At 61.7% G+C, this 24,225-nt stretch carries 17 protein-coding genes and 1 pseudogene; 11 read left to right on the plus strand and 7 right to left on the minus strand.

Annotation, left to right across the window (positions count from 1 at the left end; genetic code table 11):
- Nucleotides 1–43: 43 nt before the first annotated feature.
- On the minus strand, nt 44–1,447 hold the full coding sequence (locus PSV05_RS08255; RefSeq protein ID WP_300064002.1) for a GntP family permease: 1,404 nt from the start codon (nt 1,445–1,447) through the stop codon (nt 44–46).
- A 172-nt stretch (nt 1,448–1,619) separates the two neighbouring features.
- Here PSV05_RS08255 and PSV05_RS08260 point away from each other — a divergent pair, with 172 nt between their 5' ends.
- Entirely contained in the window at nt 1,620–3,866 is a 2,247-nt protein-coding gene (locus PSV05_RS08260) for a TonB-dependent receptor (RefSeq protein WP_300064004.1), read from the plus strand.
- 101 nt (nt 3,867–3,967) lie between these two features.
- Here the strand turns inward: PSV05_RS08260 and PSV05_RS08265 are convergent, their stop codons facing one another.
- On the minus strand, nt 3,968–5,497 hold the full coding sequence (locus PSV05_RS08265; protein ID WP_300064006.1) for an AMP-binding protein: 1,530 nt from the start codon (nt 5,495–5,497) through the stop codon (nt 3,968–3,970).
- A 184-nt stretch (nt 5,498–5,681) separates the two neighbouring features.
- On the opposite strand from PSV05_RS08265, the gene PSV05_RS08270 reads away from it, so the two are divergent.
- From PSV05_RS08270 to PSV05_RS08280, 3 genes are read left to right on the plus strand one after another with little or no spacing between them, the layout of a single operon-like run.
- Entirely contained in the window at nt 5,682–6,545 is an 864-nt protein-coding gene (locus PSV05_RS08270) for an alpha/beta hydrolase (RefSeq protein ID WP_300064008.1), read from the plus strand.
- Nucleotides 6,546–6,547: 2 nt separating this feature from the next.
- The gene (locus tag PSV05_RS08275) at nt 6,548–7,039 is read left to right on the plus strand and encodes a MaoC family dehydratase (RefSeq protein WP_300064010.1); all 492 of its coding nucleotides are present in this window, start codon (nt 6,548–6,550) and stop codon (nt 7,037–7,039) included.
- A 43-nt stretch (nt 7,040–7,082) separates the two neighbouring features.
- Nucleotides 7,083–10,436: a PAS-domain containing protein gene (locus PSV05_RS08280; protein ID WP_300064011.1), complete on the plus strand. Its 3,354-nt coding sequence runs from the start codon at nt 7,083–7,085 to the stop codon at nt 10,434–10,436.
- A gap of 33 nt (nt 10,437–10,469) precedes the next feature.
- On the opposite strand, the gene PSV05_RS08285 is transcribed toward PSV05_RS08280, so the two are convergent.
- On the minus strand, nt 10,470–11,723 hold the full coding sequence (locus PSV05_RS08285) for an alpha/beta hydrolase (protein ID WP_300064013.1): 1,254 nt from the start codon (nt 11,721–11,723) through the stop codon (nt 10,470–10,472).
- A gap of 121 nt (nt 11,724–11,844) precedes the next feature.
- On the opposite strand from PSV05_RS08285, the gene PSV05_RS08290 reads away from it, so the two are divergent.
- From PSV05_RS08290 to PSV05_RS08305, 4 genes are all read left to right on the plus strand, one after another.
- Nucleotides 11,845–12,912, plus strand: a complete 1,068-nt coding sequence (locus tag PSV05_RS08290) for a histidine kinase (protein WP_300064015.1) — start codon at nt 11,845–11,847, stop codon at nt 12,910–12,912.
- The gene (locus PSV05_RS08295) at nt 12,909–13,652 is read left to right on the plus strand and encodes a LytTR family DNA-binding domain-containing protein (RefSeq protein WP_300064017.1); all 744 of its coding nucleotides are present in this window, start codon (nt 12,909–12,911) and stop codon (nt 13,650–13,652) included. The genes PSV05_RS08290 and PSV05_RS08295 overlap by 4 nt, the downstream gene beginning before the upstream one ends.
- A gap of 21 nt (nt 13,653–13,673) precedes the next feature.
- A complete protein-coding gene (locus tag PSV05_RS08300; RefSeq protein WP_300065409.1) occupies nt 13,674–14,171 on the plus strand; it encodes a YgjP-like metallopeptidase domain-containing protein in 498 nt (165 codons plus the stop codon).
- 299 nt (nt 14,172–14,470) lie between these two features.
- On the plus strand, nt 14,471–16,237 hold the full coding sequence (locus PSV05_RS08305) for a serine hydrolase domain-containing protein (RefSeq protein ID WP_300064019.1): 1,767 nt from the start codon (nt 14,471–14,473) through the stop codon (nt 16,235–16,237).
- A 319-nt stretch (nt 16,238–16,556) separates the two neighbouring features.
- Here the strand turns inward: PSV05_RS08305 and pyrC are convergent, their stop codons facing one another.
- Nucleotides 16,557–17,624 (minus strand): dihydroorotase, encoded by a 1,068-nt coding sequence (gene pyrC, locus PSV05_RS08310; RefSeq protein WP_300064021.1) that lies wholly within the window; start codon nt 17,622–17,624, stop codon nt 16,557–16,559.
- Nucleotides 17,621–18,247, minus strand: a complete 627-nt coding sequence (locus PSV05_RS08315) for a heme-binding protein (protein ID WP_300064023.1) — start codon at nt 18,245–18,247, stop codon at nt 17,621–17,623. Before PSV05_RS08315 ends, pyrC begins: the two co-directional genes overlap by 4 nt.
- Nucleotides 18,248–18,366: 119 nt before the next feature.
- On the opposite strand from PSV05_RS08315, the pseudogene PSV05_RS08320 reads away from it, so the two are divergent.
- Nucleotides 18,367–18,456 (plus strand): annotated as a pseudogene (locus tag PSV05_RS08320) (metal-dependent hydrolase); the annotation flags it as partial.
- Nucleotides 18,457–18,555: 99 nt separating this feature from the next.
- Here the strand turns inward: PSV05_RS08320 and PSV05_RS08325 are convergent.
- Nucleotides 18,556–20,457, minus strand: a complete 1,902-nt coding sequence (locus PSV05_RS08325; RefSeq protein WP_300064025.1) for a potassium transporter Kup — start codon at nt 20,455–20,457, stop codon at nt 18,556–18,558.
- Between the two features lie 167 nt (nt 20,458–20,624).
- On the opposite strand from PSV05_RS08325, the gene PSV05_RS08330 reads away from it, so the two are divergent.
- Both PSV05_RS08330 and PSV05_RS08335 read left to right on the plus strand, forming a co-directional pair.
- Nucleotides 20,625–22,094 carry an ATP-binding protein gene (locus PSV05_RS08330; RefSeq protein WP_300064026.1) on the plus strand — a complete coding sequence of 490 codons (1,470 nt, stop codon included), beginning with the start codon at nt 20,625–20,627 and terminating at the stop codon, nt 22,092–22,094.
- Nucleotides 22,091–22,783 (plus strand): response regulator transcription factor, encoded by a 693-nt coding sequence (locus PSV05_RS08335; RefSeq protein WP_300064028.1) that lies wholly within the window; start codon nt 22,091–22,093, stop codon nt 22,781–22,783. The genes PSV05_RS08330 and PSV05_RS08335 overlap by 4 nt, the downstream gene beginning before the upstream one ends.
- Before the next feature lie 152 nt (nt 22,784–22,935).
- Here the strand turns inward: PSV05_RS08335 and PSV05_RS08340 are convergent, their stop codons facing one another.
- Nucleotides 22,936–24,225, minus strand: a complete 1,290-nt coding sequence (locus PSV05_RS08340; protein ID WP_300064030.1) for an arsenic transporter — start codon at nt 24,223–24,225, stop codon at nt 22,936–22,938.

The following is a 24,225-nucleotide window of genomic DNA, read 5'->3' on the forward strand; positions in this document are numbered from 1 at the left end:
ATCATTTTACGTCGCTGACCGTCGCGCTCGTCGCTGCTTCGGGTCAGATCAACCCGAAGGCGTAATACAGGCCGATCACCACGAACACCGCCAGCGTCTTGATGACCGTGATTGCGAAGATATCCTTGTAGGCCTGCCGATGAGTCAGTCCGGTCACCGCAAGCACGGTGATCACCGCGCCGTTGTGGGGCAGGCTGTCCATGCCGCCGGAGGCCATTGCCGCCACCCGATGCAGTACTTCCATTGGGATGCCTGCGGCATTCGCATTGGCGATGAAAGTCTCAGACATGGCTGCAAGGGCGATGCTCAGGCCTCCCGAAGCAGAGCCGGTGATTCCGGCCAGCGCGGTAACAGTGATAGCCTCATTGACCAGCGGATTCGGGATCGAGTGGAGTGCATTGGCGACCACCAGGAAGCCGGGCAGGGCGGCGATCACTGCACCAAATCCGTACTCCGATGCAGTGTTCATCGCAGCCAGCAGCGAGCCACTGATCGCGGCCTTGGTACCTTCAGCGAAGCTGTGTGCGACCGACTTCCAGGCCAGCAGCAATATGCTGACGATGCCGACCAGTAGCGCCCCCTGTACGGCCCAAATCGCGGCCACTTTCGATATTTCCTGGACCACAGGCGCGGCGTTTCCCATTACCGCGGGAATGAACTCGTGCGTGCTGCCGTAATACTGTGGGATGAGCACCGTGAACAGCTTGTTGCAAGCCGTAACCAGCACCAGTGGCAGGATCGCGATCCACGCGCTGGCCAGTTTCCCGCTGACGAAGGGTGCCGGTTCGTTGATCAGGGTGTCCGGATCGCCATAACCCTCGCCGACGGCTTTCGCCTTGCGCTTGCGCCATTCCAGGTAGCACATGCCCAGGATGAGGATGAAAATCGCACCGCAAGTACCAAGCCACGGTGCTGCCCAGGTATTGGTGCCAAAGAAGGAAGTGGGAATGATGTTCTGGATCTGCGGCGTGCCGGGCAGGGCATCCATGGTGAAGGTGAATCCACCCAGTGCCAGCGTGGCCGGGATCAGCCGCTTCGGAATGTCGCTTTGACGGAACAGTTCCGCGGCGAACGGATACACCGCAAAAACCACCACGAATAACGAAACGCCGCCGTAGGTCAGCAACCCGGATACCGCGGCGATCGACAGCATCGAGCGTTCGGGGCCGAACATCCTGATGGTCGCCGCCACGATCGACTTGGAAAAGCCTGATATCTCGATCAGCTTGCCGAAGACCGCACCCAGCAGAAACACCGGAAAATAGAGTTTGAGGAAGCCGACCATCTTCTCCATGAACAGGCCGGTGAACATCGGCGCGACCAGGTGCGGGTCAGTCAGCAGCACCGCGCCCAGCGCCGCCACTGGTGCGAACAGGATCACGCTGTGCCCGCGGTAGGCCACGAACATCAGGAAACACAGCGCGGCCAATACGATGAGAAACGCCATCCATCACTCCACACGCGCCGCATTGGCGCCGGATCAGGCTTGCGAGTCTCCGCGTTGCCAGGCGCGCGGCCCATTGTCCGAATGGCCAATGCCGCTGCGCTTCACCACGGCTTAACGTTCGTCCAACAGCGGCATGGGCCCGCGAGTTGAACGTACCCGCAGGAGGGGAGCGATGAAGCGCAAGCAATTGAGTCTGACGATCCATGGTGTGTTGGCGCTGTCGCTGATGGCGACGATGCCGGCACTGGCGCAGGAACAGAAGCCGAATAGCGATGGGGCGAAGACCACCACACTGCAAAGCATCAAGGTCACCGCACGCAAGCGCGAGGAGACATTGCAGGAAGTGCCGGTGGCGGTGACTGCCTTCTCCGCGGATAGCCTGGACAAGCTCAACATCCGGGATCTTGGCGACCTTAGCGCGCAGGTGCCCAACCTGACCCTGTACGCGGCGCGGGGTTCCAACAGCACCATCACCGCCTATATTCGTGGCGTCGGTCAGTCCGATCCACTGTGGGGCGTCGATCCGGGCGTGGGCCTGTACATGGACGATGTCTACATCGCGCGCCCGCAGGGTGCGTTGCTGGATGTGTTCGACGTGGATCGCATCGAGGTCCTGCGCGGCCCGCAGGGCACGCTGTATGGCAAGAACACCATAGGCGGCGCGATCAAGTACATCTCCAAGGGGCTTCGTTCTGACTTCAATGGCTTTGGGTCGGTCACCCTGGGCAACTACGGGCAGCGCGACATCAAGGCCGCGGTCGGTGGCGGCTTGGGCGGCAGCGAATCCCTGCGCGCACGCATATCCGTCGCCGATCTGCATCGGGACGGCTTCGGCGAGAACCTGATCACTGGTGACCAGGTCAGCGACAAGAAGATCCGTGCCTTCCGGCTTGGCCTGGGTGCCTATATCACCGATGCGGTCGACCTGCAGTTCGCGCTCGACCACATGGAAGACCGCTCTGGCGTGCGTGGTGCGCAGATGTTGTCGGCGAACCCGTTCAATTCGATCCCGTTGTATGGCGGAACCGGACCCAAGCCACCGTTGGCGAGCCGTTACGACATTCGCAGCGGCATGCCCAACCTCAACGACTCCACGCTGAGCGGTGCTTCGATGACGGCCAACGTTCGCCCCAACGCTGACTGGGCCTTCAAGTACGTGCTGGCCAAGCGCGAGTCGCATAGCGAGACCAACATCGACTTCGACCTGACCACGGACAAAATCGCAGACGTCAAGGGGTTCTACAAGGACCAGCAGGTCACCAATGAACTCCAGGCGATGTATGACAGTGGCGGCCGCTCGCGCGGCGTGGTCGGCTTGTATTTCTTCGATGGCTACGCCGGCGGCCAGGTGCTGAACAACTTCTTCAACCTGCTGTTCGGCGACACCCAAGGCAGGGTCTACACCAAGAGCGTGGCCGTGTACGCGGACTGGACGTTCGACGTCACTGATCGCTTCAAGGTCGACGCCGGCGCGCGCTGGACGGACGAGGAGAAGCACGCCGTCGTCAAGAACATCAGTTATACCGACGCCACTTTCAGCAAGCCGACCGGCGTGGTTGCGGCCAACTTCGACAAGACCATCACCTTCAAGAACCTCTCGCCGAAGATCTCGCTGGACTACCAGGTCACGCCGGACATCATGGTCTACGGCCTCGCCAGCCGCGGCTTCAAGTCCGGCGGCTATAACGTCCGCGCCAATGCGACCGCGGTGCCGCGTACCGCCGAACCGTTCAAGGACGAGCAGGTCGACAGCTACGAAGTGGGCAGCAAGATGGGCCTGCTGGACAACCACCTGTTCCTGAACCTGTCCGCGTTCCACAACAACTACAAGGACATCCAGCTCTCGATCTTCACCGAATACACCGCAGCCAACAACACCAAGGCCTTCATCGGCGACTTCACCAATGCGGGTTCGGGCACGGTCAACGGCTTCGAGGTCGAATATCAGTGGCTGCCGACCGACCACTTCGTGGTATCCGGCAACCTGGCCTGGCTGGATGCCAAGTACGACACGTACATGTTCAAGGGCGTGAACATCGCCAACCAGCAGACGTTCACCAACGCACCGGACTTCTCAGGTGCCTTGAACCTGGAATACCGCACCGACCTCGGCGCCGGTGGAAGCTTGTCGGCGCGCGTGGGCTATTCGTACCAGAGCTCGGTGGTGGCGACGACCGAGATTGTGCGTGACCCGATTACCGGCGCATTGACCAAGCCGATCACCCAGGACGGTTACGGGTTGCTCGGCGCAGGCGTGATCTGGAATGTCAACAAGGCGTGGACTGTTTCCCTGCAGGGCAGCAACCTCTCAGACAAGGCATACCTGACCACTGGTTACGTGGTTCCCGCGGTGGGCGTGCGCTCAGGCTTCTACGGGCCGCCGCGCCAGTACAGCCTCAGCGTCAAGTACGACTTCTGATCCTTCCGATCCTTGCCGACCATGGCGGTGCCACATGGATCGGACGACGGCGGGGCTTCGGCCCCGCCATTTTTATGCATGCGATGTAAGGAATCGCGAGGCTAGGCCGACTCGGTATCGAGGTATTGCCTGCGCAGCTCGCGCTTGAGGGTCTTGCCTGCGATGTTGCGCGGGAATTCGGCAAGCACTACCACGTCGCGCAAGCGCTGGAAGCGCGCCGCCACATTGGCGTTGATCCATTCAAGCAGCGCTTGGGCCTCAATGCTTTCGCCTGGCCGCAGCATTAGCGCGGCGATAGGACATTCGCCCCATTTTGGATCGGGCACACCGAATACCGCGGCTTCGCGCACGGCTGGGTGTTGGCACGCCACTTCTTCGATGTCGCGCGGGTAGACATTCACGCCCCCGGAAATGATCAAGTCCTTCTTCCGGTCGACCAGGTTCAGGAACCCGTGTTCATCGATGAAGCCGAGATCACCAGTTCGCAGCCAGCCATCGACGAGGGTGTTGGCGGTGAGCTCGGGCTGCTGGTAGTAGCCAGGCATGAGGACCGGTCCGCGGCCAAGAATTTCTCCCGTTTCACCGGCGAGCAGTTCGCAGCCTTCAGCATCGGCGATCCGCATTTCGCTGAACGGCAGTGTCCTGCCGACGGTACCTGGATGTGCGGCAACATCGGCATTGTCGAGAATGGTGAAAAACCCTTCTGTCAGTCCGTATAACTCGTAGAGCGCGTGCGGCACTACTTGCATCAGTCGGTGTTTATGTTCGATGGGCAGCGGAGAGCCGACTGAGCAAAGCATTTTCAGTGATGACAGTGCGTCTGCACTGAAATGCGGCGAATCGAGCACTGCCGCGATCTGCGAGGGCACCATCATCACGTGGGTGACTGCTTCCCGGCGGATGGTCTGGATGAAGTCGTCGGCGGAAAACCTGGCATCCAGCAGATACCGGCATCCTTGCAGCCAGCTGGGCATCATGGTCACGAAAGCGCCATTGAATACCAGTGAGCCGGAGTGCATGACAACGCTGTTGGCATCGATGCCGAAGTGCGCCGAGAACACCAGGGCGTACATCGCACGGATGCGGTGGGTGATGACGATTCCCTTGGGTGCGCCTGTGGTGCCGCTGCTGTACATGATCTGGCAGGGATCGTCGGGATCCACGTCCACCTCGACAGGCGTGGTATCCACGTTGGCGAGCAGTGATTCATAGTGCAAGTACCCTTCGGCACCAGCTCCTGTCATGCACCAACGGTGCCGTGGCAAGTCACTTCCGGCTGTGTGCAGCTCTGCCAGTGTCGCCTGCAACGAGGGATGCGTGACCAATGCGGCGGCTCCTGAATCCGCCAACACCGTGGCGAGGCCGCTGGCCTGCAACATCGGGCTGACGGGTACCATCACCAAGCCGATCAGGGCGCAGGCCCGATAAAGCTCCAGCAATTCGATGCAATTGGGCAGCATCACCGCCAGCCGGTCGCCATGACGCAGGCCCAGCCCTTGCAGGGCAGTCGCACAACGTTGTACCCGCCGGTTGTGCTGGATGAAGCTGATGCGTTGCCCGGCGAATGCCACCGTGATTTCATCGGGGCGATAGCGCGCCCAGTGACCGAGCAATGAGCCGACGTTCAACATGTCTGCTTTTCCCAGATATGGGTGGAATGCGCTGCCTTCCAGGCGCTGGGACCATTGTGGTCGCCTGTAATTCCCGTGGGATTGTCCAAACGTACAGGCGCGAATGCCGACGGGTTCGGTTAGGGTTTGGACTGACGTGCCCTGAGCCGCGAATACCAATCTTAAGAGAGGCACTCCTGCAACCATGTCCCATCAAGACATTTACTGGCACAGCAGCGATGGCTTGCGCCTGCATGCACGTGACTACGCAGGTTCGATAGGTAGAGGATTACCTGTCATCTGTATTCCCGGCCTGACCAGGAATTCCGGCGATTTCGATGAGCTGGCGCAATGGATATCCGCCCGTGGCCGAAGAGTGCTGGCGCTCGACTTGCGAGGCCGCGCGGGTTCTGATCACGGGAAACCCTCGCGCTACAGGCCGCCTGTGTACGCTGACGATGTGCTCGCATTAATGCGCGAACAATCCATCACGCGTGCGGTCTTCATTGGCACCTCGCTGGGGGTGCTGGTGACAATGACCGTGGCAACAAAACAGCGCGGGGCAGTGGCCTCAGCCGTGCTCAACGATGCCGGTCCCGAGGTTTCGAGAGAGGCGCTGGACCGGATTGCGGCATATGCCGGCAAGCCGGTCGCGCCCATGCATCGTGAGGCCGCTGTCACCTATGTCCAGCGCATCGGCCAGTCGGTCTATCCGCGCCATGGCCAGGCCGATTGGGAGGCGAGCGTGGACCGGATGTTCCGCCAAGGCGACGATGGCTTGTGGGTCCTGGACTACGACCCGGCAATCGTGCGCACCATAAATCCATGGATGCTTCGCCTGGTGCGGCCGCTGCTTTGGCGCGCGTTTCGCACGTTGGTCAAGGGCGCTCCAACCTTGCTGCTGCGCGGCGAAACCTCGGATATCCTGACGCGCGAGCTTGCCAAGCGCATGGCTGCGGTGTCACCGAACGTGCAACTGGTGGAGGTGCCGCAGGTCGGGCACGCACCTAGCCTTTCCGAAGTGGAATCACGAGAGGCCATCGGCGCTTTCCTGGAGCGTGTGGATTGACCATGTCCAGCAATTGCCACGAAGGGCCGGGAGTGGGCGGAGAAACCCTCGTGGGACTGCGGAGTTGGTGCGCCGAAGAGCGCTGGAGTGCGGACTGGATCGAGGTTGGTCAGGATCGCATCGATGCATTCGCGCAAGCGACTGGCGATACCAATTGGCTGCACACTGATCCGCAGCGTGCGCTGCGCGAAACGCCATTCGGCGGCAGCATTGCCCATGGCTTCCTGTTGCTGTCGCTGACGGTGGGCGACGACGTCACGGAAATCACGCGCATGCCGGGCATCTTGCAGATTCTCAATTACGGATTGGACAAGGTCAGGTTTCTTGCCCCGGTCAGGAGTGGAGCCCGCGTGCGCGTGCATTCGCGGGTGGAATCGTTGGCCGAGAAGCAGCCGCACCGCTGGCTGTTGCGCCAGGTGAAGACCTTGCACGTGGAGGGGCAACCGGGGCCGGCGATGGTGGCTGAACAACTGGCGCTTGTCGTGTTGCAGTAAGTACGCATCCGTTTTGGTTGAGAACAGCCATTAGACTTCGTCCATGCTGACGCCACTCACCGTCATTTTTGCCAGTCTGGCGTGGGCCGCGACGCTCTTCGGCGTTGCGCTCTGGGGCGAGCGCAATGGCGTGCGCCTCAGGCGCGTATGGCCGGTGATCTACTCGCTGTCACTGGCGGTGCATTGCACTGCATGGACCTTTTATGGCGCGGTTGCGCAAGCGGCGCGCTGGCAGTTCCCGATTCCGCCGACCTACATTGGCATCGTGTTGCTGCTGATCGTCGGCATCGGCTTTCTGCGCCGCCTCGCGCACCTGACCCGCGAACACAAAAGCGCTTCGATCGCAGACCTGGTGACTTCGCGGTTCGGCAAGGACCGCCGCTTGGGCATTGCCATCACCGGTGTCGCACTGCTCGGCATGGTGCCCTACATATCCTTGCAACTGCAGGCTGTTGCGCAGAGTTTCACCCTGCTGGTCAGTGGCGAAACGAGTCGGCAACCGGCCTTGCTGGATGCGTCGTTGTGGGTCGCATTGGTGATGGCAGTCTTCACGATGCTGTTCGGCACGCGACGTGCTTCGGCGATCGAACACAACCGGGGCATCATGCTTGCACTGGGTTTCGAGTCGCTATTGAAATTGACGGCATTGCTTGCAGTCGGTGCGTTCGCCGTGTGGGGCGTGCACGATGGTTACGCCGACTTGGCCGGGCGTGCGGCCAAATTGCCGAAGGGTAGCTTCGACGGCAGCTTCATCACCTTGGTAGGGTTGGGTGCGCTGGCCATCTTCACCCTGCCGCACCAATTCCACGTGGGAATGGTTGAGTTGCGCAAGGACAACGACCTGCGGGTGGCGCGGTGGCTGTTCCCGCTTTACCTGCTGGCCATCGCGATGCCGGTATTACCGATCGCTTGGGCAGGGCAACTGACCATGCCGGCGGACGTGCGGCCGGACCTGTATGTGATGGCGTTGCCGTTGATGGCAGGAAACAATGGCCTGGCCATGCTGACATTCCTGGGCGGAATGAGCGCGGCTACCGGCATGACGATCCTGTCGGCGTTGACCCTGTCGATCATGTTGGCCAATCACTGGATCAGTCCACGTTACGTGCGCGATGCCGCACGCCAGGTATCAGGTGCTGACTTGCGGCCTTGGGTCCTGGCCAACCGGCGCTTCGGAATCGCACTGGTCTTCGCGTTGGCATGGCTTTACAGCAGGGCCATGACCGGAAAGGCGTTTGCCGACTTCGGAATCCTGTCGTTTTCGGCGCTTGCACAACTGGCGCCGGGAGTCGTGCTGGCGGTGTATCGCCCACGCCTGCCCTCAGTCGCGATTCTGGCTGGAATCGTGCTTGGTACGCTGGTGTGGATCTGGTTGATGCTGGTGCCAACTGCACTGCAGGCAGGTGGATTGTCGCCCATCGATTTCACCCAAGGCTTGCGTTGGCTCACGCCGCACGATTTTCTCGGCTTAGGGCAACTGGATAGCGTGACCCATGGCGTGGTCGCCAGCTTGCTGGTCAATCTGGTGGCTGTGGCATTCGTTGCGTTCTTGAGCCCGCTCCGCGCGGATGCCGCACGCAGCGGCGTTTCCTTGAGTGCACTCGAAAACGTGGCCCGCAGGTTCCTGCCCCAGGTCGAAGTGCGCAGGTTGGTGCCCAAAAACGATGAACATGCCATCGCCGATGAAGCGACGGTGGTGGAAGTCGAACGGGAACTGGCTGCCGTCGTCGGCGTGTCGAGTGCGCGCTTGTTGATCGATGCTGCGTCACGAGGGAAACAGGCACCACTGGATACCGTGGTCGCCATCGTCGGAGAGGTGAGCCAGGACCTACGCTTCAACCAGCGGCTGCTGGAAGCTGCTCTGGAAAACATGAGTCAAGGGATCAGCGTGGTCGACGCGGACTTGCACCTGGTTGCATGGAATCGCCGCTACGAGGAATTGTTTGGTTATCCGTCGGGTATGTTGCGCGTGGGCATGCCAATCGCTGAGGCGTCCGCCTGGGCGTTGCGCGAAATCGACGGCATCACGCACGCGATCAACGACGAAGCGTTGCAACGCCGGCTGGCGCATATGCGTGCAGGCACGCCGCATCTTTCCGAACGCGTGTTCCCGGATGGCAGCATCGTCGAGATCCGCGGCAATCCGATGCCGGGTGGTGGCTTCGTTGCCACCTTCAGCGACGTCACTGCATTCCGCGAAGCCGAGACTGGTCTCAAACGCGTCAACGAAACGCTAGAACAACGCGTGGTCGACCGCACCACGTTGCTGGAAACGGCCAAGCGCGAAGCCGAGCACGCCAACGACGCCAAGAGTCGCTTCCTCGCTGCGATCGGCCACGACCTGTTGCAACCGCTACATGCCGCGCACCTGTTCGCCGATGCCCTGCAACAACGCAGCGATCCGCCGCAGCGCGAACTGGCGCGGCAGATTGGCGATGCGCTGGATTCCACCACCGACCTGCTGACCACTCTGCTCGACATGTCGCGGCTGGAGGCCGGCGGATTGGTGCCAGAGCCGCGTGCGTTTCCGCTTGCCGATGTGCTCGATCCGCTGGTCGCGCAGTTCGACATGCTTGCCAGCGAGCGCGGCCTTCGCATGCGCTTCGTACCCACCCGTGCGTGGGTGCGAAGCGACCCACAGCTGCTGCGACGGGTGCTACAGAACTTCCTGGCCAATGCGTTGCGCTATACGCAACAGGGCAGCGTGCTGCTTGGTGTTCGTCGGGTCAGTTTTGGCCAAGGCGAGGGCGAGAGCGCGAGCGGAAGCCTGCGCATCGAAGTGCATGACACAGGCCCGGGCATCGACGCTGACCAGCACGAAGCGATCTTCCAGGAGTTCCGTCGTGGCGATGACGTGCCGGGGCAGGGGCTTGGTCTTGGCCTGGCTATCGCACAACGCATTGCCGCCTTGCTGGGTTCGCCGATGCACCTGTGCAGCGAGCCTGGTCGCGGCAGTGTGTTCGCCATCGACGTGCCGCTAGTCGCCGAAGCCACCGCCCAACGCATCACGTCTCATGGCGTGGTCGGTTTGCGGGTGCTGGTGGTCGACAACGAGCCGCTTGCATTGGCTGCCCTGCGCCAAGTACTTACAGGTTGGGGTTGCGAGGTCGATGCCGTCGGTGATGGCGAAGCCGCAGCCGCATGCCTGTCAGCGCAGCCGGCCGATCTGTGGATCTTCGATTACCACCTGGATGCCGGTGACGATGGCGTTGCATTGCGGCAACGCCTGTCGCAACGCTTCAGCGTTGTCCCGTGCATGATCCTCAGCGCCGACCAGACCGGCGCCGTACGCAACGCCGCACAGGAAGCCGGCTTGCCGTTGCTGATGAAGCCGCTGCGTCCGCTTGCATTGAAATCGATGCTGGACCGGATGCTGGCAGCGAGAGGAGCGGGGTAGGCGGGTTTCGACCCGAAGCAGATTGCCAAGTGACTATTTTGAGTCTGCAACAACGGGCTGCCTCTTGATGACTGCCGTGGAAACATTCGTACTTCTGATCTGCCGGATCAGCGTCGTCGTCTCCTGGATCATCACATCGGGCCGCTCGATCTGGATGTAATGCCCACTTCCCGTTGCAATAACGCGGCGACTGTTTGTCGAGAGCTGAAGGTATGCCGCCTGTTCCTGGTCATGCGCGGTGCTGGCCCAGAGCCAGTCTTTCTGGGTGACTCGCTTCGAAAGAAAATCCGGTATCGCCCACTTCGGATCCTGCGAAAGAACCAGGATGGGTAGATTTCCGAAAGGCCCTGTTTTTGCTCCCTGTCCGTGCGAATCGTCAGTAGCGCGATACTCACGCACGTATTCGTCGAGTTGTGGGTAATCGCATGCGCTGCCCTTGATCCAACCTGCGTAAGCCTCCAGTCCTTTGGGAACGGCATCGCATTGGCCCATTAGCCGCGCCACACCCAATGCCACAGTGGCTTTGACGAACATGAATTCCGCGTTGCTGTGTTCATCCATGGCCGAGGCGAAGGGTGGGGAGGGCAACGGGATTGGCGTGCTGGCATCTACGAGCACCAAGCCAGCTACGCCCTGCGGGAATTTCGATGCGTAGATGCGCGCATAAAGTCCGCCTGCCGAGTGACCGGCCAAAACCACTGGCGTGGTGATGCCGGCCTTGATGAGCAGTGCATGCAGTTGATCGGCGATGTGCAATCCGTCGCGTGCGCCAGGTTGCGGATCACTCCAGCCAAAGCCCGCGCGGTCATAGGAACAGGTACGGGTGACACGGGAAAGCGCAGGCTGCACCTTGCCCCAGACAGTGAAGTCGTCGCCGCGGCCGGATTCCAATATCACGGTAGGGGAGCCTTCGCCGGTGCAATACAAATGCATGGCGTGACCGTTCACGTCATAGATGTGACCGGGCGGTGGATTGGCCTTGCGGTCATGGCGAGTGGCAAGGAAGTTCCAACTGGCGCCCGTGACACCCAGGATCACCAACACTGTCGCGATGCCAATGCCTGTCTTTCGGGCAATACGCAGGGCGCGGCGACCTTTGGATTGACGTTGCTCCATGTTCTCGAGGCTCCCAGGCTTGATTGTGCGCGCTTCGACGCGTATCGCTTGCAAATATAGGCTGGTCTTCGAATCGTATGACAGGGGCGTGCGCCGAAGCGGTAGATGGGTGCGTTGAGGCGTTATCCAGTTCACTTGGTCGAGCGCTTCCAGGTCGCCATCATCGCGCACGACAAGACGGCGCTCGAAGGCATGTTTGTCGCCGAGGGCGACTCGTGGTTCGAGCTACCCGGACCGCGCGCGCTAAAGTGACGGCCAGGGCGCGGACTGTGCGCCGTTTCAGGAAATCCACATGATTCGTGTCGCCACCGTCCGTGATGATGCGGCATTCGTCTGGCTGCCATGGTTGGCTGGCGCACCGTTGGTGTTGTGCATGACGGTGATGGCCTTGCCGGAGATCGGCCACGAACATGCGTTGGCGTTTCGCGGCATCTATGCGGTCGCCTACCTGTTCTGGACGTTGCCGCTGGTGGTCGTGCAGCGTGCGTTGCAGCGCCGCGTGGCGTGGCCAATGACTGTGTTTGCTCTGTTGGCGCTGACCTATCTGATGTCGATCGCCAACAACGCGCTGGCCCTGCTGCTCGCGGTGCATTGGGGCGCGGTACCGGCATACGATTGGCATCTCTTGTTTGGCGGGCTTGATGGGTGTTGGCTCGCGCTGATTGCCTTCTGTGCGATCCACGCGGTGGTCGATCGCTACCAGGCGCTAGAGGCCGAGCGCGATCGTGTACGCGAAGCGCTGGCATTGGCACGCGACGCCGAGCTGCGCGCGTTGCGCTATCAGTTGCATCCGCACTTCTTGTTCAACACGCTCAATGCCATCTCGACCCTGATCGCCGAACAGCGCGGCGCGGATGCGAACCGCATGCTGGCGCGACTGGCCGATCTGTTGCGTTCCACGCTGGAGCGCAGCGAAGTGAACGAGATTTCGCTGGCCGAGGAACTGGCCCTGACCGGTCACTACCTCGACATCGAGAAGATTCGTCTCGGCGAAAGACTGGCGCTGGAACTGCGCGTCGGTGCGGACCTGCTTCAGGCCGCCGTGCCGGCGCTGCTGCTGCAGCCGCTGGTCGAAAACGCGATTCGCCACGGCATCGCACCACGCACAGCGGGTGGCCGGTTGGAGTTACATGTAGAGCGCATGGGTGAGCAGCTGCAGGTACGTCTTCACAACAATGGCGTGACCTCGCCAGCTGATGCCGAGGTGACATCGCGGCCGGCGATCGGCCTGCAGAATGTGCGTGAGCGACTGGCACGTCTTTATGGCAGTGCGCATGCGTTTGACTTTGTGCTGGCGCCGAATGGTGATTGCACGGTGCAGATTGCCATGCCGTTCCGTCCGATGATGGCAGTTGCATGAGCCTGCGCGTGCTGATCGTCGACGACGAGCCATTGGCGCGAGCCGGCGTGCGCGCCAGGCTGGATGCTCATACCGATATCAGCGTGATAGGTGAGTGTGGCGATGGTGCGTCGGCACTGGAGTTCCTGCGGTCGCAGTCGCCGGATCTACTGTTTATCGACGTGGAGATGCCGGGGCTGAGTGGCTTGGAAGTACTTGAAGCGTTGACGCCAGAGCAACGTCCGCTGACTGTGTTGTTGACCGCCTATGAGCAATTCGCGCTGCGTGCCTTCGAGCTGCGCGCATTGGACTACCTGCTCAAGCCGGTCGACGACGAGCGCTTCGCCGATGCATTGGACCGGGCGCGTGACACGCTGGCCCTGCATCGCGGCGAGGCTGCTGGTGCGCAGACACCACGTCATGCCACGCGCTTCGAGGTGCGGCTTGGTCATCGCGTGCAGCTGGTACACGCCGATGAGATCGACTGGATCGAGGCACAAGGCGACTATGCCGGCCTGCACGTCGGAGCACACATGCACCTGTTGCGAGAGCCGCTGCAGCGGCTGGGTGGCCGGCTCGATCCAACCCGCTTTGCACGTATCCATCGCTCGACTATCGTGCGACTGGATCGGGTCGCCGAGATAGAGCCGCTGTCCAACCGCGATCACTTGCTACGCCTGCGCGATGGCACCTTACTGCGTGCCAGTCGCACCTACGTCGATGGGCTGCGGGCGGCGTTGCTAGGCAACGGTCTGCTGTAGGCAATGACCGTCCTGCTGCCGATGCAACCGCTCAAATACCTCGCCGGCTATCCGCCACACGTGCTGACGCAGGTGCGCGCGTTGATCGAGCAAGATCGGCTTGGCACGATGCTGGACGAAAAATACGGCCAGCTACATGCCGTGCGCAGCGACGGCCAGCTGTATGACTACGTCCAGGTGCTCAAGGAGCGTCACCTGCGTAAATCTGTGCCGCTGGGCAAGGTGATCTACGACGGCAAGCTACAGGTCATGAAGCACGCGCTCGGCACCCACACCACTATTTCCCGGGTGCAGGGCGACAGGCTCAAGACCAGTCGCGAGATTCGCATTGCCAGCGTGTTCCGCGATGCGCCTGCCGATTTCCTGAAGATGATCGTGGTGCATGAACTGGCGCACTTGAAGGAAGCCGAGCACGACAAATCCTTCTACCGGCTGTGCACGCACATGGAACCGGGTTATCACCAGTTGGAGTTCGATTTACGCCTGTATCTGACACACCTTGATGTGGGCCAGCGCTGAGGTTGATCCGGCGCGTTGTGGGAAACCTGCGATTCCGATTGAAGTGGATTTTTCACTAACCCGTCGGATTTTCGTCGCTGTATTGGCTGTTTGGCCCTGATTTCCGCTGGCTTTGTCGCACGCTGGTTGCAAGCCTCGCACTGCGTTTGCAAGATGCTCTCGCGCTGCAAACGCCAGTACCAATACTACCTGCGGCATCGAAAGACGCTTGTCCGATCAGGTTCAGTCCGTACAAGACGTCCGTAGCGCCCACGCGCAGTACAGGTGTGGTCGTTCCTTTCTTTCCGTGAGGTGTCGTGATGCGCATTCCCCTGTTTTTGTTCTTGCTGGTGTTGTGTGCGACCGCACGCACAGCCGAACCGTCGGACTTCGTTGGGCTGTGGGGCAACGAGACAGTGTCAGGGCCGCTGCTGCCTGGCGTGCTCACCGTGGACGGGCGACAAGCGCCTTGGCGCGCCAGCGTGGCTGGCGTGTCGGTGGTGATTGAGCGCGATGGTGATGTGGTGACTTTCTCGATGCCGGGTGGGCAAGGTCATTTCCGTGGCCGTCTCATTGGCGGCAACATCGAGGGCTTCTGGATCCAGCCGCCCGGGCAGGGGCTCGCCAGTGCCTACGCGACCCCGCTGGTCTTGCCGCACGGCGAGGGGGAAATTTGGGTGGCGCGGCTGGATCCGCTGCAGGACCGGATCACGCAGTACCTGCAGATCCAGCGCACTGGAGAGAGTTCGCTGAAAGCCTTCCTGGTCAATCCCGAGTACAACCTGGGGCGCGGCATCAGCTATGACGTGCATCTGGACGGTGACGCCATCGTGTTGACCGATCCGAATCGCAAGGGCTGGGCCCTCAACGGACGCCTGGATGACGAGAGCGGGCAGTTGCGCATCGATTGGCAGGGCATTGGCGTGTTCCCCTTCACGCGGCGCGATCGCGACGATGCGATCGGCTATTACGCGAATACCCCTGCCGGTTCGCAGGACGTTTATCGCGTGCCTGTGCCTGCGGGCGATGGCTGGACCACCGCCTCGCTGGGCGAAGTAGGCATGCAGGTCGCGCCGATGCAGCGAATGCAGCAGCAAATCGAGTCCAGTGACACGCCCGGACCCGGCGAGCCAATGGTGCATGGGCTGCTGGTGGCGCGGCACGGCAAGCTGGTGTTCGAAACCTATCTGCATGGTTACTCCCGCGAGCAGGCGCATGACACGCGCTCGGCCGGGAAGTCGTTCGCGTCATTGCTGGTGGGCATGGCGGTCGAACACGGCGCGGATCTCTCTGCGAAAACGCCGGTGCAATCGATGTTTCCGACAAACATGCCGCTCGAGCACATGGACAAGGACAAGCGCGCGATCACGGTCAGCGACTTGATGGATATGAGTTCCGGGCTGGCCTGCGACGACAACGACAGCGACTCGCCGGGTGGGGAGGAGGCGATGCAACGCCAGCACGCTGAGCGTGATTGGTATCGGTACACCCTGAACCTGCCGATGGTTCAGGCACCCGGTGCCGACAAGGCGGTGTATTGCTCGGCCGGCATCAACTTGCTGGGTGGCGTGGTGCGCAATGCCACCGGTCGTCGCCTGACCGACTTGTTCCAGGACTGGATTGCCGGGCCAATGCAGATGCGCGGGTATCACATGAACCTGATGCCGGACGACGACGCCTATCTGGCCGGGGGCATCCGCATGCGTCCGCGCGACATGCTCAAACTCGGGCAGTTGTATCTCAACGGTGGTATCTGGAATGGGCAGCGCCTGGTCGCCCAGCGCTGGATCGATGCCTCCGTGGCGCGGCACGCGACATTCGGCCCAAACCACGACTACGGATTCGCCTGGCATCTACATGCATTCCGCGTAGATGGTCATGACTATCGCAGCTACTCAGCCGAAGGCAATGGCGGACAGTTCGTGATCGTGGTGCCCGAACTGGACCTTGTCGTGGCTATCACTGCCGGCAACTACGGGCAATTTTCAGTTTGGTATCCGCTGCAGGAGCTGGTCAGCAAGTATGTGATTCCAGCTGCGCTTCAAGGTAACGTTACGGGAGACACGCCTGCTCAGACCGGCCGATAAATTTGCGCTACCGCGCCACCTGGAAAGGCCTTCGAGCTGACCAGCTTGAGATGATCGGCTTGCCCTCCTGGGCTTTCAACTTCGCGATTTCCTCCGTTAGGTCACCGCCCGCCACATAGGCCACCGCCCAGCTTTCCGCGCCGGATTGAAGCTGCCCAGTTTGGGTGTCGCCGGCTAACCAGGTCGCTCACGAAGCCGTCGAGCGACATGGACATCTTCAGGATCCACTCTCTCATTGACTCCCCTCACGCTGGTTCGACCCAAGGACGGGTCACATTGATCATCCTGGAGGCGTCACTTGACCAGATGCTCTCGCGAACTAGGCGTCAGCGAGTTGCCATGCGACAGGTTGGTTGGCGCGGAACGGCACGATGGCCTCAGGTCCGACTCCGATCTGCTCTGGAACGGTCCAGGTTCGTCGTTCCAGGGTGATGGTGTCGATGTTGCGTGGGAGGCGGTAAAAATCAGCGCCGTAAAAGCTGGCGAAAGCCTCCAGCTGATCCAGCGCCTCGACTTGCTCGAACGCCTCGGCATACAACTCGATCGCCGCATGCGCGGTGTAGATGCCGGCACAGCCACAGTCGGATTCCTTCGCATGCCGTGGGTGCGGCGCGCTGTCGGTGCCGAGGAAGAATTTCGGATTGCCGCCGGTGGCAGCGGCCAGCAGTGCCTGGCGGTGCTGTTCGCGCTTGAGCACCGGCAGGCAGTAATGGTGCGGGCGCAGGCCGCCGGCGAACAGTGCGTTCCGATTGAGTAGCAGATGGTGCGCGGTGATTGTCGCCGCGACGTTGCCTGGCGCCTCGGTCACGAATTGCGCGCCGGTACTTGTCGTGATGTGTTCCAGCACCATGCGCAGTCCCGGGAATTCCCGCACCAGCCGCTCGAGATGGCGCTCGATGAACACCGCCTCGCGGTCGAAGACGTCGATCGTGGCGTCAGTGACCTCGCCATGGATCAGCAAGGGCACATCGTGTATTTCCATCGCAGCGAGCACACCAGATATTCGCTTCAAGTCAGTCACGCCGTTTTCGGAATTCGTGGTTGCGCCGGCCGGGTAGTACTTGAGCGCATGCACGAACCCGCTCGCCTTGGCACGGGCGATCTCCGCCGGTGACGTGGAATCGGTGAGATACAGCGTCATCAGCGGGTCGAAGCGCAAGCCGGGTGGGACGGCCGCCTGGATCCGCTCGCGGTAGGCTCGCGCCTGCTCGACAGTCGTCACCGGCGGTTGCAGATTGGGCATGATGATCGCGCGTGCGAATCGGCGTGCCGTGTCGGGCAGCACCGAGGCCAGCACCTTCCCATCACGCAGGTGCAGATGCCAGTCATCAGGGTGGATCAGGACGAGCCGGCTAGCACCAGCCGCATTGCCGGCGGGGGACGTCATGGACCACCATCTACCGGGATCATCACTTCGTTTCGCCGCATGAACCAAAGCGTCCAAGGCGGGTTGTACTGGGCAAGCGACACGTTGCCGATCGCGCGAAAATGATGCGTCCTTGTCAACGCGACCAACTCTTCGGATTTCGCGTTGACGTCGCTTTGGCGGGCAAGCCCGGAAAACCGGAGCACGGCGAAACGCTCCGGAGACAAACGTCGCAAATGAACCTTCGGATCGTTGGGCTCGGGAAGCGAGTCCAGGGTGTAGCCGCGCGGCATGGTGAAACGCACGGTCCAGGTTCCGGCGTTCTGTGTCTGGGTGACGGGTGCGGTCATTGCGATCTTTTCGCTCGTCGGCTCTTGCGCCACCGGCGACGTCATGGCAATGCTTTGACGGCGCTTGTTGCCGCCGAAGATGTAGCCGGCGAGCATGCGAAAGCCTTTGTTGGCGGCTTCCTTTTGCTCGCCGGTGACGGTCACCTCGGCGACAACAAGGGCAGGGTAGTCACGCACCTCAAAATTGCCGTCTTTCACGACGGTCTTGAATGCAGGTTCCTCAACGGCCATTGCTGGACTCCCAAACAGTGAAAACATCAGGACTGCGGTCAAGAGAATGCGTTTTCGGATCATTTGAATTCCCATGTGTGCGTCGAAGGGCCGACCGATCCCGTTCAGAGATCGGTCGCGCCGAGGCTCAGGACAATGCAGGCATTCTCCGCGTTCGTCATTAATTCGTCTTCACATTGGTCCGGCTGTGCACGCACATGGAACCGGATTATCACCAGTTGGAGTTCGATTTGCGCCTGTATCTGACGCATCTTGATTTGGCCCTGGGCTGAGGCTAACTGGTGTGTTGTGGGAAGTTTGCTATGTGATGCAGCAAGAGGGTGGGGCAAAGGTCGGGGGGAACGGCGGCGTTCGACCCGTTGCGACCATCCCTAGATCTCCACCGGCGCGCCCAGCTCGACCTGGCGGGCGGCAGGGATGCGGAAGAAGTCGCTGGCGGGTGCGGCGTTGCGGTGCAGGAAGGCAAACAGTTTGTCGCGCCACATCGGCATGCCGTGGCGTGGGCGTGCAACCAGCGATTCGCGACTGGTGAAATAGGTCGTGTCCATCGGGTCAAAACAGGCGTGGCCGTGGTCTGCCGCAGCCATCAACGCCTGCGGGATGTCGGGCGATTCCATGAAACCGTAGCGCAGGTTTGCGCGATGGAAGCCATCGGCGATGCGTTGCATGGACAACCGTTCCTGCAGGGACACGAAAGGTACGGGCAAGGTTTCAACGGTGAGCAGGACGTTGCGCTCATGCAGGACCTTGTTGTGCTTGAGGTTATGCATCAACGCCTTCGGCGCGAGGTTGGGTTGAGAGGCCAGGAACACTGCGGTGCCGGGTACGCGTACGGGTGGCGCAAGCATCAATGACTGCACGAAGCTGTCCAGCTGGATGCCGTCAGCATGCAGTTGTGCACGCAGCAGTTCGCGCCCGCGCCGCCACGTGCGCAATACGGTGAACACCAGTACGCCAAGCAACAGCGGGAACCACGCGCCGTCCATGAACTTCACCAGGTTGGCGCCAAGGAAGGCGACATCGACCAACACGAACAGTGCTGCCAGCGGCCAGAACAGGCCTGCGGGCAGCGGCGAGCTGCGACGCATCGCCACGATCAGCAGAATGCTGGTCGCCAGCATGGTGCCGGTCACCGAGACGCCGTACGCGGTGGCCAGCGCAGTGGAACTGCCGAAGCCGATCACGGTGAGGATGGTGCCGATCATCAGCAGCCAGTTGATCGTGGGCATGTAGATCTGGCCGATGGCCAGGCGCGAGGTGTGGCGGATCGCCATGCGCGGCAGATAGCCGAGCTGGATCGCCTGGCGAGCGACGGAAAAACCGCCGCTGATCACGGCTTGCGAGGCAATAATCGTGGCAGCAGTGGCCAGCCCGATCATCGGATACAAGGCCCACTGCGGCAGGCCGAGGTAAAAGGGATTTTCCACCGCGCGTGGGTTTGCCAATATCAGTGCACCCTGGCCGAAATAATTGATGGTCAGTGCGGGCAGCGCGACGAACGTCCAGCCAACCTGGATCGCACGCCGGCCGAAGTGGCCCATGTCCGCGTACAGCGCTTCGCCGCCGGTGACCGCCAGCACCACCGCTCCGAGGATGAAGAACCCGTGGCTGCCATGGGTGGCAAAGAAGCGCGCGGCCCAGATTGGATTGAGCGCAGCGAGTACCTCCGGGTTTCGCGCGATGTTGTCGATCCCGATCGTCGCCAATGCCACGAACCACACCACGATCACCGGGCCGAAGACCTTGCCGACGCGGTCGGTGCCGAAACGCTGGGTACCGAACAGCACCAGCAGCACGAGGATGGTCACCGGCAGCACGAAGCGCGCCAGCGCGGGCGTGGCCACTTCCAGGCCTTCGACCGCGGACAGGACCGACATGGCCGGCGTCAGCACGCCGTCGCCGAAGAACAGTGCGGCACCGAACACGCCCAGCAGGCCGGCCGCATAGAACATCCTCGATCCTGGCGACAGGCTGCGCTGCGCGAGCGCGGTCAGCGCCATGATCCCGCCCTCGCCCTCGTTGTCGGCGCGCATGATCACCAGCACGTACTTGATGGTGATCACCACCATCAGCGACCAGAACACCAGCGACAGCACCCCGAGCACGCTGGGCATGTCGGGCACCAGGCCGTAGTGCGGCGAGAACGCCTCCTTGATCGTGTACAGCGGGCTGGTGCCGATGTCGCCAAACACCACCCCTATGGCGCCTAGCACCATGGTGGCGAAGCGTCCTTGCGGGTGCGCCTGCGGAAGTTGCTTAGTCGAAGTGGACATGGGATGGGATGCATGGAAGTCAGCCTGCACTGTCCGCTCCAAAGGCGTAAAGCCGGAAGCCACCATCCCTGCGCATCTCGTAAAGTCACCGTAAATTCTTCGGGACTTGCTCGCCCGCGGAGCCTCCCGGCATCGCCAGCACGCCCCGCACCGGCGACAATCCCCCCATGTTGCCGAAGCCCGATGCCATGCCCGTTCGCCTGGGGCGAGACCGTTCGCCGGTCGCGGCGTATGCGCTGGCGCTGGCGGCTTCGGCCGTGGCGGTGGCCGTTGCCGCGCTCGCGCAACGTTTCCTTGGCCTGCGTGACCTGTCACTGGTGTTCATGCTGGCGGTGGTGCTGGTCGCGGCACGCACCGACACCGGCCCTGCCACGTTGGCCGCTTTGCTGTCCTTCCTCGGCTACAATTTTTTCTTCATCGAGCCGCGCTACAGCTTGTACATCGAGGCCAACCATGGGCTCGTCACGGTGTTGTTGTTCCTGGCGGCGGCGATCATCGCGGGCCGCATGGCCGCCCGTTTGTCTCGTCAGCTTGATGCGTTGCAGGGAGCAAAGCGCCACGCGGAAGCGCGGCAAGCGCTCTCGCAACGGCTGGCACTGGCAGGAGATGAGGACGCGGTGCTCGAAGCCGCGCGGAATGCGTTCGCGGATGCGCTGGATGCGCAGGTCTGGAGCCAGCTGGCAGATCCACGCACCACATCGCATGGCCATGCGGGGTATCGCACCGTCGAGGACCAAGGCTGGTGGTTCCTGCCGTTGAACGGGCCCGAAGGCCAACTCGGCACGCTGGGACTGAGATTGGCTGAAGGTGCACCGCCCTTGGCCGAAACCGATCGCGAAACCGCCCGCGCGATGGCCGCGGATGTCGTCCAGGCGCTATTGCGCACGCGTTTGGCGGCTGCATTGGCGGACGAGCGCATCGCGCGCGAGGCAGAACGCACCCGCAGCGCGCTGCTGGCCTCGGTCTCGCACGACCTGCGCACGCCGTTGGCCTCGATCATCGGAGCAGCAGAGAGTCTGGAATGCTTCGGCGACGCGCTGCCCGCGGAGGAGCGCGCAGCACTGCTGGAAACCGTGCGCGAGGAAGGCCAACGCCTCGACCGCTACATCCAGAACCTGCTGGACATGACCAGGCTCGGCCATGGTTCGATGGCCCTGAATGTAGACTGGAATGGCATCGACGAATTGATTGGCTCGGCAGTTGAACGCCTGCAGCGCACGCGTCCCGATGCGAGAATCGAAGTTTCACTGCCGGCAAACCTTGCACCCGTGCGCTTGCACGGTGCGCTGGTCGAGCAGGCGATCTACAACCTGCTGGACAATGCAACCAAGTTCGCGGGCATGTCGCATCCGATCCGCATCGAGGTCTTGCAGTCGACAGAGGCGGTCGACGTGCGCGTTTCGGATTCAGGCCCCGGCATTCCGGCGGATCGCCGCACGCGGGTGTTCGAAATGTTCGACACCGACGGCGGCGGCGATCGCAAGGCGCGCGGCACGGGCCTGGGTTTGGCAATCTGCAAGGCGATCATGGAGGCCCACGGCGGGCACGTCGAAGTCGAAGATGTGCCAGTGGGGGCGTGCCTGCACCTGCGCTTGCCAACACCGCTTGCCAAAACAGGGATAGGGGACGAGGCATGAAAGCCGCGCCGCATGTATTGATCGTGGATGATGAGCCCCAGATCCGGCGCTTCCTGGACATTGGCTATCGTGCGCAGGGCTACCGGGTGGCGTTGGCCGCGAATGCGTCCGAGGCGCTTGCCGTGCTGGCACAAGGCGACATCGACCTGGTAGTGCTCGACCTGGGTTTGCCCGACCGTGACGGCAGCGACCTGTTGCGCGAGCTGCGTGGATGGTCGGATGTGCCCGTCATCGTGCTTACCGCGCGCTTCGCCGAAGAACAGAAAGTCGCGCTGCTGGATGCGGGGGCGAACGATTACGTCACCAAGCCGTTCGGGGTCAAGGAACTGCTGGCGCGTAGTCGCGGCCTGCTGCGCGTGCACGCTGTGGCCAACACTGGGCCTGTGCTACCGGTATATGACGACGGCCACTTGCGGGTGGATCTTGTGCGGCGCGAGGTCGCGCTCGATGGCGCTTCGCTCGATCTCAGTCGCAAGGAATATGCATTGTTGGCGCTGTTGCTGACGCACGCCGGGCGGGTAGTGACTCAGCCGCAACTGCTGCGCGAGATATGGGGCCCGACCCATGAACGCGATACCCATTACTTGCGCATCCTGGTCGGCAAGCTGCGGCAGAAGCTGGGCGACGACGCGGCGCATCCGCGCTGGATACTCACCGAAGCCGGGGTTGGTTTGCGGTTTCGCGCTTGAAGCCTGCAAATCACTGATCTGATTGATTCGAGGGTGGCCGCTTCTGGCCGTTTACTGCCCTTTGCAGCGAGCGGCCGGTTACGACCCGAAGCGGCCACTCGTCAGATGGTCATTTGGCTGTGGTGGGCCACGTCACCAGAATGTTTCCGCACTTACCACGTGAGACTCAGCCTCAGCGCGAGGGCTGCCAAGGTGACAAGCAGTACGGGAAGCGTCAGGACGACGCCGACCTTGAAGTAGTAACCCCAGGTAATCTTGATGTTCTTGCGTGCCAGTACATGTAGCCAGAGCAGTGTGGCCAAGCTCCCGATCGGCGTGAATTTCGGCCCGAGGTCGCTGCCAATGACGTTGGCGTAGATCATTGCCTCTCGCACCGCACCCTCGGCGTGGCTGGCGTCGATGGAGAGTGCGCCGACCAGCACCGTCGGCATGTTGTTCATGATCGAGGACAGGAAAGCGATCAGCAGGCCGGTCCCGAATGTCGCACCCCACACGCCGTATCCGGCAAAAAAATCCAGCAGCTTCGCCAGGTACTCGCTCAGCCCCTGGTTGCGTAGGCCGTAGACCACCAGGTACATGCCGAGCGAGAACACGACGACCTGCCATGGCGCTTCCTTGAGCACTTTGCGGATCGATATTCGATGCCCATGTGCCGCCACGCCGAGCAGGATTAGTGCGCCGGTTGCAGCCACTGCGCTGATAGGGATGCCGATTCGACTCAATCCGAAAAATCCCACCAAGAGCAATACCAGCACTGCCCAACCGGCATTGAAGGTCGTGTTGTCCACGATCGCCGAGCGCGGATGCTTCAACTCCGCGGTTTCATAGCTGGCGGGAATATCGCGGCGGAAGAACCACATCAGCATGCCCAATGACGCAGCAACGGAAACAACATTGACCGGTGCCATGATGGATGCGTACCGCGCGAAGTCGATGTGGAAGTAATTGGCTGAAACGATATTGACCAGGTTGGAAACGACCAATGGAAGGCTGGCCGTATCGGCGATGAAACCTGCTGCCATCACGAAGGCAAGTGTTGCCGCGGGACTGACCCGCAATGCCAGCAGCAAGGCAATAACAATGGGCGTCAGGATCAATGCTGCCCCGTCATTGGCGAACAGCGTCGCAGTCGCCGCGCCCAGCAGTACCAGGAAGGCAAATAACCTGCGCCCGCTGCCTTTACCCCAACGCGCCACATACAGCGCAGCCCATTCGAAAAATCCGGCTTCATCAAGCAATAGACTGATGATGATCAACGCAATGAACGTAAACGTAGCGTTCCAGACAAAGCCCCACACCGTCGGAATATCGGCCAGATGCACGACACCTGTTGCCAGCGCCAGCGCCGCGCCGAACATGGCGCTCCAACCAACCCCAAGGCCTCTGGGCTGCCAGATGACCAACACCATCGTGGCAACGAAGATCAGAAGTGCCGTCAGCAT

Source organism: Thermomonas sp., from assembly GCF_029945965.1.
Lineage (GTDB): Bacteria > Pseudomonadota > Gammaproteobacteria > Xanthomonadales > Xanthomonadaceae > Thermomonas.

Bases quoted from the DNA above. Each gene is read 5' to 3' on its own strand.
- PSV05_RS08255 (WP_300064002.1), bottom strand. From the start codon at position 1,447: ATGGCGTTTCTCATCGTATTGGCCGCGCTGTGTTTCCTGATGTTCGTG.
- PSV05_RS08260 (WP_300064004.1), top strand. From the start codon at position 1,620: ATGAAGCGCAAGCAATTGAGTCTGACGATCCATGGTGTGTTGGCGCTG.
- PSV05_RS08265 (WP_300064006.1), bottom strand. From the start codon at position 5,497: ATGTTGAACGTCGGCTCATTGCTCGGTCACTGGGCGCGCTATCGCCCC.
- PSV05_RS08270 (WP_300064008.1), top strand. From the start codon at position 5,682: ATGTCCCATCAAGACATTTACTGGCACAGCAGCGATGGCTTGCGCCTG.
- PSV05_RS08275 (WP_300064010.1), top strand. From the start codon at position 6,548: ATGTCCAGCAATTGCCACGAAGGGCCGGGAGTGGGCGGAGAAACCCTC.
- PSV05_RS08280 (WP_300064011.1), top strand. From the start codon at position 7,083: ATGCTGACGCCACTCACCGTCATTTTTGCCAGTCTGGCGTGGGCCGCG.
- PSV05_RS08290 (WP_300064015.1), top strand. From the start codon at position 11,845: ATGATTCGTGTCGCCACCGTCCGTGATGATGCGGCATTCGTCTGGCTG.
- PSV05_RS08295 (WP_300064017.1), top strand. From the start codon at position 12,909: ATGAGCCTGCGCGTGCTGATCGTCGACGACGAGCCATTGGCGCGAGCC.
- PSV05_RS08300 (WP_300065409.1), top strand. From the start codon at position 13,674: ATGCAACCGCTCAAATACCTCGCCGGCTATCCGCCACACGTGCTGACG.
- PSV05_RS08305 (WP_300064019.1), top strand. From the start codon at position 14,471: ATGCGCATTCCCCTGTTTTTGTTCTTGCTGGTGTTGTGTGCGACCGCA.
- pyrC (WP_300064021.1), bottom strand. From the start codon at position 17,624: ATGACGTCCCCCGCCGGCAATGCGGCTGGTGCTAGCCGGCTCGTCCTG.
- PSV05_RS08315 (WP_300064023.1), bottom strand. From the start codon at position 18,247: ATGATCCGAAAACGCATTCTCTTGACCGCAGTCCTGATGTTTTCACTG.
- PSV05_RS08325 (WP_300064025.1), bottom strand. From the start codon at position 20,457: ATGTCCACTTCGACTAAGCAACTTCCGCAGGCGCACCCGCAAGGACGC.
- PSV05_RS08330 (WP_300064026.1), top strand. From the start codon at position 20,625: ATGTTGCCGAAGCCCGATGCCATGCCCGTTCGCCTGGGGCGAGACCGT.
- PSV05_RS08335 (WP_300064028.1), top strand. From the start codon at position 22,091: ATGAAAGCCGCGCCGCATGTATTGATCGTGGATGATGAGCCCCAGATC.
- PSV05_RS08340 (WP_300064030.1), bottom strand. From the start codon at position 24,225: ATGCTGACGGCACTTCTGATCTTCGTTGCCACGATGGTGTTGGTCATC.